At 70.5% G+C, this 9,728-nt stretch carries 10 protein-coding genes and 1 pseudogene; 3 read left to right on the top strand and 8 right to left on the bottom strand.

Annotated features, from left to right (window positions below; translation table 11 throughout):
- Positions 1-65: 65 nt before the first annotated feature.
- From ADBZ5N_RS14640 to clpS, 8 genes are all read right to left on the bottom strand, one after another.
- A complete protein-coding gene (locus ADBZ5N_RS14640; RefSeq protein WP_526258562.1) occupies positions 66-686 on the bottom strand; it encodes a non-canonical purine NTP pyrophosphatase in 621 nt (206 codons plus the stop codon).
- Positions 686-1,465 (bottom strand): ribonuclease PH, encoded by a 780-nt coding sequence (gene rph, locus ADBZ5N_RS14635; RefSeq protein WP_526258560.1) that lies wholly within the window; start codon positions 1,463-1,465, stop codon positions 686-688. The genes ADBZ5N_RS14640 and rph overlap by 1 nt, the downstream gene beginning before the upstream one ends.
- Positions 1,466-1,482: 17 nt before the next feature.
- Positions 1,483-2,250: a cyclic nucleotide-degrading phosphodiesterase gene (locus ADBZ5N_RS14630; protein WP_526258558.1), complete on the bottom strand. Its 768-nt coding sequence runs from the start codon at positions 2,248-2,250 to the stop codon at positions 1,483-1,485.
- A 54-nt stretch (positions 2,251-2,304) separates the two neighbouring features.
- Complete coding sequence (gene murI, locus ADBZ5N_RS14625; RefSeq protein WP_526258556.1) at positions 2,305-3,120, bottom strand: glutamate racemase; 816 nt, start codon at positions 3,118-3,120, stop codon at positions 2,305-2,307.
- Positions 3,117-3,782 carry a rhomboid family intramembrane serine protease gene (locus ADBZ5N_RS14620; protein WP_526258554.1) on the bottom strand — a complete coding sequence of 222 codons (666 nt, stop codon included), beginning with the start codon at positions 3,780-3,782 and terminating at the stop codon, positions 3,117-3,119. The genes murI and ADBZ5N_RS14620 overlap by 4 nt, the downstream gene beginning before the upstream one ends.
- A gap of 91 nt (positions 3,783-3,873) precedes the next feature.
- Positions 3,874-4,938, bottom strand: a complete 1,065-nt coding sequence (locus ADBZ5N_RS14615; RefSeq protein ID WP_526258552.1) for a P1 family peptidase — start codon at positions 4,936-4,938, stop codon at positions 3,874-3,876.
- The gene (gene aosR, locus ADBZ5N_RS14610; protein WP_526258550.1) at positions 4,935-5,501 is read right to left on the bottom strand and encodes an oxidative stress transcriptional regulator AosR; all 567 of its coding nucleotides are present in this window, start codon (positions 5,499-5,501) and stop codon (positions 4,935-4,937) included. Before aosR ends, ADBZ5N_RS14615 begins: the two co-directional genes overlap by 4 nt.
- A 3-nt stretch (positions 5,502-5,504) precedes the next feature.
- Positions 5,505-5,810: an ATP-dependent Clp protease adapter ClpS gene (gene clpS, locus ADBZ5N_RS14605; RefSeq protein WP_526258548.1), complete on the bottom strand. Its 306-nt coding sequence runs from the start codon at positions 5,808-5,810 to the stop codon at positions 5,505-5,507.
- A gap of 67 nt (positions 5,811-5,877) precedes the next feature.
- On the opposite strand from clpS, the gene ADBZ5N_RS14600 reads away from it, so the two are divergent.
- The 3 genes and pseudogenes from ADBZ5N_RS14600 to ADBZ5N_RS14590 form a co-directional block, all read left to right on the top strand.
- Positions 5,878-7,188 (top strand): nicotinate phosphoribosyltransferase, encoded by a 1,311-nt coding sequence (locus tag ADBZ5N_RS14600; protein WP_526258546.1) that lies wholly within the window; start codon positions 5,878-5,880, stop codon positions 7,186-7,188.
- Positions 7,185-9,203, top strand: a complete 2,019-nt coding sequence (locus ADBZ5N_RS14595; RefSeq protein WP_526258544.1) for an ATP-dependent DNA helicase — start codon at positions 7,185-7,187, stop codon at positions 9,201-9,203. The genes ADBZ5N_RS14600 and ADBZ5N_RS14595 overlap by 4 nt, the downstream gene beginning before the upstream one ends.
- A 35-nt stretch (positions 9,204-9,238) precedes the next feature.
- Positions 9,239-9,728 (top strand): annotated as a pseudogene (locus tag ADBZ5N_RS14590) (peptidase); the annotation flags it as partial.

Genomic DNA, 9,728 nt, shown 5'->3' with positions numbered 1-9,728 from the left:
CGGCAAACCCTGGGGGGGCCCGGGCATTCCGCCCGGCCCCACACTGCTTTTTCAGCCTCGATTCGTCATTCTCCGGCCAGCGCCCGTAGCGCCAGCACCAGCATCCCCAACGCCCTCCCCCGGTGCGAGGCCGCGTCCTTCTCCGCCGGGCTCAACTGCGCGGCGCTTCGGCCATCCCCGGGGGTCTGCGGGATGAATACCGGGTCGTAGCCGAACCCGCCCTCCCCCAACGGTTCTCGCGCGATGACGCCGGGCCATTCACCGCGCACCACCGTCTCGCCGGAGCCGGTCACCAGCGCGCACACCGACACGAACGCCGCGCCACGCCGCTCGTCGGGCACATCGCCCATCTGGGCCAGCAGCAACCGATAGTTGGCGACATCCTTGTCGGAATCCCCGGACCGGCCCGACCAGCGTGCCGACAGCACCCCCGGCATCCCGTTGAGCGCCTCGACCGCGATCCCGGAATCGTCGGCCAGAGAAGGCAATCCCGTCGCGGCGAAGGCGTCACGGGCCTTGGCCAGAGCGTTCTCCTCAAACGTCGCCCCCGTCTCCGGCGCCTCGGCGAAGGCCGGGACGTCGTCGAGGGTCAGCAACTCCAAGCCGGTGATTCCGGCGGCGTCGAGCACCCGGTGCAGTTCGGCCAGCTTCTTGCGATTGCGGCTGGCGATCAGAAGTTGCGGCACTAGCTCCCGAAGGCCTTCTTCGGCGGCGGGCCCGCCGGAAGCTCACCCGGATAGGGCAGCGCCAGCGCCTCCCGTTGGGCGGCGAACAGTTGATCGCAGGCGCCGAGTGCGGCATCGAGCAACTTGTCCAGCGTCGAGCGGGGGAACGTCGCACCCTCCCCGGTGCCCTGCACCTCCACGAAAGTGCCGGTGTCGGTGGCCACCACGTTCATGTCCACCTCGGCGCGGGAGTCCTCCTCATAGGGCAGGTCCACCCGCACCCGGCCGTCCACCACCCCGACGCTGACGGCGGCGATCGCGCACGACAGCGGCTTGGGGTCGGTCAGCTTGCCCGCCGCCGCCAGGTAGGTCACCGCGTCAGCCAGCGCCACGTACGCGCCGGTGATCGCCGCGGTGCGAGTACCGCCGTCCGCCTGCAGCACATCGCAATCCACGGCAATGGTGTTCTCCCCCAACGCCGCCAGGTCGATGCACGCCCGCAGCGAGCGGCCCACCAGACGGCTGATCTCGTGGGTGCGGCCGCCAACGCGGCCCCTGACCGACTCGCGATCCGAACGGGTGTGGGTCGCCGCGGGCAGCATGGCATATTCGGCGGTCAGCCAGCCCAACCCGGAGCCTTTGCGCCAGCGAGGCACGCCTTCAGTGACGCTGGCCGTACACATCACCCTCGTCTCGCCGAACTCGACGAGCACCGAACCTGCCGGGTGCGAGGTGAACCCGCGGGTGATGACCACCGGCCGTAACTCGTCGTCGCGCCGGCCGTCCTTACGTGAAGTCACGGGGCAACCCTAGCCAGTCAGCAGCGGGCGATCTCAATCGCCTCACCGGGCACCACGGCGTGGACCGGCCCGTTGAACTCGGCCTTGGCCTCGCTGATGACATCCTCGCGCGACGTCCAGGGCGGGATGTGGGTCAGCAGCAGTTCAGCCACACCGGCCCGGGCGGCGATCCGGCCCGCCTCGGTGCCGGACAGATGCAGATGCGGCGGCCGGTCCGGGGAGTCGGTCCAGGAGGCCTCGCACAGAAACACATCGGCGCCGCCGGCCAGTTCGACCAACGACTCACACGTCCCGGTGTCGCCGCTGTAGACCAGCGTTGCGCCACTGGAATCGGTGATGCGCATCCCATAGGACTCGGTGGGGTGGCTGACCAGTCGCGGCAGCACGCTCACCGACCCGATCTGCACCGCCTCGCCGTCGACCCATTCCCGCACCTCGAAGATGTCGGTGAAGTCATCGAGGTCACCGCCGAGTGGCGACGACGCCGCGGCCAGTCGGGTCCAGGTGTCACTGGGTCCGAACATCAGACCCTTCTCGGGAGCCGGTGTCGGGTGATAGCGCCGCCAGACGAACAGCCCGGGCAGATCCAGGCAGTGGTCGGCGTGCAGATGCGACAGCAGCACCTGCACCTCGTTGGGGTCGGCGTAGCGCTGCAACGCGCCCAGGACTCCTCCACCGAAGTCGATCACCAACGGGGGGGTGTCCGGCGCCGTCAGCAGATATCCGGACGCAGGTGAATCAGGCCCGACGACGCTGCCCGAGCAGCCCAGGACCGTGATGCGCACGAAACAAGCTTGCCACGTGACTGGTGGGAAACATGGTGCTTTCTGGGCGGTGAACTATGACGATCGACTCGGGGTGTGCACACCGGTGATCACCGGCCCCAGGAAGCGGGCCGCCAATGCGGTGAACGCCTCCGGGTCACCGGTGGCTTCGAAGACCCGCGCGGCGGGGGCCGGCCGATCCGGGTGCGGCCGAAGCAAATCCAGTTCGGTGAGCACCCGCAGCAGATCCTTGGCGGTTTCCTCGGCGCTGGACACCAGCGTGACCGAGTCCCCCATCACCAGTTGGATCACCCCCGACAGCAGCGGGTAATGCGTGCAACCCAGCACTAGGGTGTCCACCTGCGCGCGCTGCAGCGGTTCCAAGTAGCCCTCGGCCAGACCGAGCACCTGCCGGCCGCTGGTCACCCCGCGTTCGACGAAGTCGACGAATCGAGGGCAGGCCACCGCGGTCACCTCGACGTCGGGGGCGGCGGCGAAGGCGTCGGAATAGCTGCCCGAGGCGACGGTGGCCTGGGTGCCGATGACGCCGATGCGCCCCGATCGGGTGGTCGCCGCCGCGCGACGCACCGCGGGCAGGATGACCTCGACCACCGGGACGTCGTAGCGCTCCCGGGCGTCGCGCAGACAGGCCGCCGAAGCGGTGTTGCAGGCGATCACCAACGCCTTGACACCGCGGCCCACCAGGTCGTCACCGATGGCCAGGGCGTGCGCGCGGACTTCCGGAATGGTCAACGGGCCGTACGGACCGTGGGCGGTGTCGCCGACGTAGATGATGTCCTCATCGGGCAACTGGTCGATGATCGACCGCGCCACCGTCAGGCCGCCGACACCGGAGTCGAAGATCCCGACCGGCGCGAAGCGGTCACTCACGAGAACTGCCCCGGCAGCGGCGGTGCGGCCTTGCGCCGGGCACGGGCCTCGCGCTCGTCGCTGGACAGCAGGTAGGCCGCCAGCACCCCGGCCAACGCGCCGGTCAGGTGACCCTGCCAGGACACCCCGCCGCACCCGCCCAGCGACGGGACCGCACCCCACAGGATGCCGCCGTAGACGAACAGCACCACCAGGCTGACACCGATCCACCACAGATGCCGGCTCAGCCAGCCGAACACCAGCAGAAAGGCCAGCCAGCCGAACACCAGGCCGGAGGCACCGATGTGGTTGGTGTCCAGCGGGCAGCCGTCGAGATCGCCGAGCAGCCAGGTCCCCAGGCCGCCGACGATCCAGATGATCGCGGTGGCCTTGAAGAACTTTCCGAGGCCCGTCAGGGTCACCAGGAAGCCGAGCACCAGCGCCGGACCGGTGTTGGCCAGCAGATGTCCCCAGTCGGCGTGCAGGAAGGGGGCGAAGAGGATGCCCTTGAGGCCGCCGGTTTCCAGCGGCCGGATTCCGTTGCGGTCCAGCGCATGCCCGGTCACCTGATCGAGGATCTCGAGCAGGTAGAGCACAGCGACGAAGCTCAGGATCGTCACGCCGCCGGCTTTCCAGGCCGGCCACGTGGTGGGCGGTCGCGTCTCCGGGGACAGACCCGTCATGCCCACAGGTTAGCCGGTGGGAGCCCTCATCGATTCTGCGCCCAGATCGCGATTGTGGGCTCAACCGCGATCTGTACGCAGAATCGATGGGCTACAACGCGCCGTGCAGCAATTCCCGATGGGTCGGGACCCCGGCCACCGGGTGCGCCGCCAGCACCCCGGCCACCACCGCGCGGGCCAGGCAATCGGCGGCCGCGATCCCCACCGCCGTCATCAGCGCGGTCTCCGGCAGCATCGCGGCCGGGGTGTCCGGTGCGGGCTCCACCTGCACCGCACCGGTAGCCAGGACGAACACCGTGTCGCCGTCGAGGGGGGTGTGCACCGGCCGGATCGCCCGGGCGAGTCCGTCGTGGGCGGCGACGGCGACCCGGCGGCAGCCCGCCGGGCTTAAGGCCGCGTCGGTGGCGATCACCGCGATGGTGGTGTTCAGCGGGCTCAGTTCGCGGTGCCGGGCGGCGTAGGCGGCGATCTGGGCCGCCGGTGGCGCGCTCAGCCCGAACTCCCCCGCTATCTCCGCCATCCACGGCAGGCCGGTGGCCGGGTCGAAGACGTCCCCGGCGGAGTTGACCACCACCAGCGCCCCGACCGTCACCCCGGATTCCTCCAGAACCGTCGCGGCGGTGCCCACCCCGCCCTTGAGCACCCCGGCGCGCGCACCGACCCCGGCGCCGACGCTGCCCACTGCGACCTCGGGGCCCGCCGCGGAGACCGCTGCGTAACCGAACTCCGCGGTGGGCCGGGCCGTCCACGCCCCGACGGGCAGGTCGAAGATCACCGCCGAGGGCACGATCGGAACCGTGCCGCCGGTCATGGCGACCCCGCGGCCCTGTTCCTCCAGCCACGTCATCACCCCGTCGGCAGCGGCCAGGCCGAACGCACTGCCCCCGGAGAGGACGACGGCGTCGACGTGGCGGACGGTATTGGACGGGTCGAGCAGTTCGGTCTCGCGAGTGCCCGGCGCGCCACCGCGGACGTCAACCGCGCCGACAGTGCCCGGCGGGGCGAGCACAACTGTTGTGCCGCAGGCCCAACCGCGGCCCGGGACGTCTTCGGAGGCCACCATGGCGTCGGGGTCGCAGCGATGGTGATGTCCGACGAGTACTCCGCTCACATCGGTGATCGCACCGAAGCCGGCCACCGGGCGTCCGGCGGTCATCGGATGGGCTTGCCCATCAGGCCGAGGACCAGGTACTCCTGCAGGACCGTCAGCCACTGGTAGACGTTGAGATGGGCGGCCATCGGGTGGCCGTCGGGCAGTCGGTCGGGCAGATCAGGACCCACCCCGAGGATGGTGCCCAATGCCAACCGGATGTCGTTGATCGCGGCGATCCAGGCGTTGGCGTCGTCCTCGGTCAGTTCCAGCCGCCCGCCCTCGGCCGGCAGAGTGTCGACAAGCCGTTGCGCAGCAGCAATTTTCGCGTCGATGATCTGCGGCTCATGCAGGCTGCGCAGCGCGCTGTTGGACCCGTCGTCGCCGACTCGATCCTTGACGAAGTCGGGCAGCAACCGCAGCATGGTCCCGTCCTGCGGCGGTTCGGGGTTGCCGGTGCGGATCCCGGTGAGTTGCTCGAGGGGGTCTGACGGGGCACCGGCCTGACGTTCGTCGAGCATCTCCTGCACCGACGTCGCCATCGTCGTCAGCAACTTCACCTCGTGAGGATCCAGCGCCGAGACGAACCGGGGACCGTCGGCGGTGTCGACCCGCCTCCACCTCCGCACGCCTCAGCGGTCCTGCTGCATGGTCGCCCACAAGCCGGCGGCGTGCAGTTTGGTCACATCCACCTCCATGGCCTCCCGGCTGCCGGCGGACACCACCGCCTTGCCTTCGTTGTGAACCTGCATCATGAGCTTGGTGGCGTGCGGTTCGCTGTAGCCGAACAGCTTCTGAAAGACGTAGGCCACATAGTTCATCAGATTGACCGGATCGTCCCAGACGATGGTCACCCAGGGGGCATCTGTGGCCTCGACGGTGTCGGTCTCGCGTACCCCGCTGGTCCCGGGGCGGGTCGGTGCTGCTGGGGCGCCCATGGGGACAAGGATAGCGAGCCGCTGGCAAAAGCCACCCGCGCTCTGCCGAGCCGATACGGTTTGGCGTGTGACCGGGGTTGCCCCGTCGGCGCTGCTGACCGACAAGTACGAGCTGACCATGCTCGGCGCGGCGCTGCGCGACGGCACCGCCCACCGGCGCACCACCTTCGAGGTGTTCGCCCGCCGCCTTCCGGAGGGCCGCCGCTACGGCGTGGTGGCGGGCACCGGCCGGTTCCTGGAAGCGTTGGGCGAGTTCGTCTTCGACGAGGCCGCACTGGCCACGGTGGCCGAGTTCCTCGACTCCGCGACGGTGGACTATCTGCGCGGTTACCGGTTCAGTGGCGACATCGACGGCTACGCAGAAGGCGAACTGTACTTCCCGGGCTCGCCGGTGCTCTCGGTCACCGGCACCTTCGCCGAGTGCGTCGTACTGGAGACCGTGGCGCTGTCGATGGTCAACCACGACTCCGCGGTGGCCTCGGCCGCGGCCCGGATGGTCAGCGCCGCCGCCGGTCGGCCGCTGATCGAAATGGGCTCGCGGCGCACCCACGAGCAGGCGGCGACCGCCGCGGCGCGCGCCGCCTACCTCGCCGGCTTCGCCGGGACCTCGAACCTCGCCGCGCGGCATGTGTACGGAATCCCGGCACTGGGCACCGCCGCGCATGCCTTCACCCTGCTGCACACCCTCGCCGAAGGCGACACCGACGACTGGGAGCAGGCCGCGTTCCGCGCACAGGTGGCCGCGCAGGGGCCGTCCACCACGCTGCTGGTCGACACTTCTGACGTCCGCCGCGGGGTGGAGAACGCCGTCGCCGCGGCCGGCACCGACCTCGGCGCGGTCCGGATCGACTCCGGTGATCTCGGCGTGCTGGCCCGGCAAGCCCGCGACCAACTCGACGCGCTGGGTGCGGTGCACACCCGGATCGTGGTCTCCGGCGACCTCGACGAGTACGCCATCGCCGCACTGCGTGCCGAACCGGTCGACAGCTTCGGGGTGGGCACCTCGGTGGTCACCGGGTCGGGGGCGCCGACCGCCAGCATGGTCTACAAACTGGTCGAGGTCGACGGACTGGGTGTGCAGAAACGCTCCCTGCACAAGCAATCCCACGCCCACCGCAAGGCGGCGATCCGAATCGCCCGGCCCAGCGGGACGGTGGTCGAGGAACTGGTGTACCCGGCCGGTGCGCCGCCGGCGATCGACGAACCCGCCCGGGTGCTGACGGTGCCGCTGATGCGTGCCGGTGAACTGCTGGCCGCACCCGATCTGGACGCCGCCCGGGCCCTGGTCGCCGAGGGGCTGCAGAGCCTGCCGTGGGAGGGCCTGGCGCTGTCCCGCGGGGAACCGGCCATCCCCACCCGGGCAGTCAGCACCCGATGAGCCGGACACCCCCGGTGGACGAACTGCTCGCCGCGGCGGTGAGGGCCCTCGGCGGCGCCGAGCGGCCGGGTCAGGTCCTGATGGCGCAGGCGGTGGCCCAAGCCTTCGCCACCGGTGAGCATCTGGCGGTGCAGGCCGGCACCGGTACCGGCAAGTCGCTGGCCTACCTGGTCCCGGCGATCGCCCGTGCCGTCGCCGACGACGCGCCGGTGGTGGTGTCCACCGCGACGATCGCCCTGCAGCGTCAACTGGTCGACCGCGATCTACCCCGCCTGGTCGACGCGGTGGCCGGCGAGCTGCCCCGGCGGCCCACCTTCGCGCTGCTCAAGGGCAGGCGGAACTATCTGTGCCTCAACAAGATCAACAGCGGGCCCGGCGAGGAGGAACCGCCGCAGGAGGAACTCTTCACCGTCAGCGCGACCGGCCGTGACGTCCGACGGCTGACCCTGTGGGCGTCGGAGACCGAAACCGGTGACCGCGACGAACTACGCCCCGGGGTTCCGGAACGGTCCTGGTCGCAGGTCAGCGTCTCGGCGCGGGAGTGCCTGGGCGCCACCCGCTGCCCGTACGGGGTGGACTGCTTCGCCGAGAAGGCCCGCGCGCAGGCCGGACAGGCCGACATCGTGGTGACCAATCACGCACTGCTGGCCATCGACGCGATCACTGAAGCCAGTGTGCTGCCCGAGCACGACTTCCTAGTGATCGACGAGGCCCATGAACTCACCGACCGGGTCACCTCGGTGGCCACCGGTGAGCTCACCCCCGCGCCGTTGGGGGTGACCGTGCGCCGCGCCGCCCGGCTGATCGAACCCGAACTGGCACAACGGCTGGAGGCCTCGGTGGCCACCTTCGCCTCGGCGATCCACGACGCTACGCCCGGACGCATCGACCACCTCGACGACGAACTGGGCACCTACCTGAGCACCCTGCGCGACGCCGCGGCCGCGGCGCGGGCCGCCATCGATCCCAAACCGGTCGACCCGCAGGCCGCGGCGTCCCGCGCCGAGGCCATCAGCGCGCTGATCGAGATCAGCGACACCGCCGCGCGGGTGCTGGACTCCTTCGGCCCGGCCATCCCGGATCGCACCGATGTGGTGTGGCTCGACCACGAGGAACTGCCGGCGGGCAGGAGCGCAGCGACCCGGGGAACGGCTACGGGCGCAGTCGGGCCCAGGCCGGTGCTGCGGGTGGCGCCGCTGTCGGTGGCCGGTCTGCTGGCCACCCAGGTGTTCGGCACCGCCACGGCGGTGCTCACCTCGGCCACCCTGTCCATCGGCGGCTCCTTCGACGCGATGGCCCAAGCCTGGGGTCTGTCGGCCGGCCCTGGAGAAGAAGCCCCGAGGTGGCACGGCCTGGACGTCGGCTCACCGTTCGATCACGCCAAGGCGGGCATTCTCTATATCGCCGCGCACCTGCCCCCGCCTGGCCGGGACGCCATGGGCACACCCCACCTCGACGAGATCGCCGCGCTGATACAGGCCGGTGACGGCCGCACCCTGGGCCTGTTCTCCTCGATGCGGGCGGCCCGGTCGGCCGCCGAGGCGATGCGGGAGAGGCTGGACACCCCGGTGCTGTGTCAGGGTGACGACGGTACGGCGGCACTGGTCGAACAGTTCGCCGCCGACCCGCGGACCTCATTGTTCGGCACCCTGTCGCTGTGGCAGGGCGTGGACGTCCCGGGCCCGTCCTGTTCGCTGGTGATCATCGACCGCATCCCGTTCCCCCGCCCCGACGACCCGTTGTTGACCGCACGCCAGCGGGCCGTCGCCGCCCGCGGCGGCAATGGATTCATGGCGGTGGCCGCCGCCCATGCCGCGCTGCTGCTGGCCCAGGGCGCCGGCCGACTGCTGCGGCGCGCCGACGACCGCGGGGTGGTGGCCGTGCTGGACTCCCGGATGGCCACCGCGAGGTACGGAGGTTATCTGCGGGCCTCGTTGCCGCCGTTCTGGACGACCACCGACCCGGTGCTGGTCAGGGACGCGCTCCATCGGCTGCGCGCTTCGCCGCCGGATTGAGCGCTCGACCCGGTCGGCAAACTATGGTGGTGACCATGCGCCGGCCCCGCACGCTGCCCCGTCTGCTCGTCGCGGCGGCGGCTGCGGCGACCGTTGCAGCGACACTGGCCTCCTGCGGTACCGCCGTTTCCGGCAGACCGGTGTCGGTCTACGAGGATCCGTTCAAGGTCGGCGGCCTTGCGGCCGTCGAGGGTCCGACCGGTTTGCGCCCGAACGCCAAGCCCGAATCGCGCACGGTGACCGACACCGACGGTGGTGAGGTCGACATTCTGGCCGGACAGTCGGTCAGCGACCTCGAGGAGTTCTGGAAGTTCGCCTTCCCCGACGTCTTCGACGGGGAACTCACCCCGGTCAAGGAGCTGTTCTCCTGGGACTCCGACGCCTACGACGGCACCTTCTGCGGCGAGACCACCGAGGGACTGGTCAACGCCGGCTTCTGCGAAACCGACAGCACCATCGGCTGGGACCGCACCGTACTGATGCCTTCGCTGCGAAACGCTTACGGCGACATGGCGATCACGATGG

Source organism: Mycobacterium sp., from assembly GCF_044370595.1.
Taxonomy (GTDB): domain Bacteria; phylum Actinomycetota; class Actinomycetes; order Mycobacteriales; family Mycobacteriaceae; genus Mycobacterium.
The sequence above is the reverse complement of the archived record's forward strand: the minus strand, read 5'-3'. Positions and strand labels throughout refer to the sequence as shown.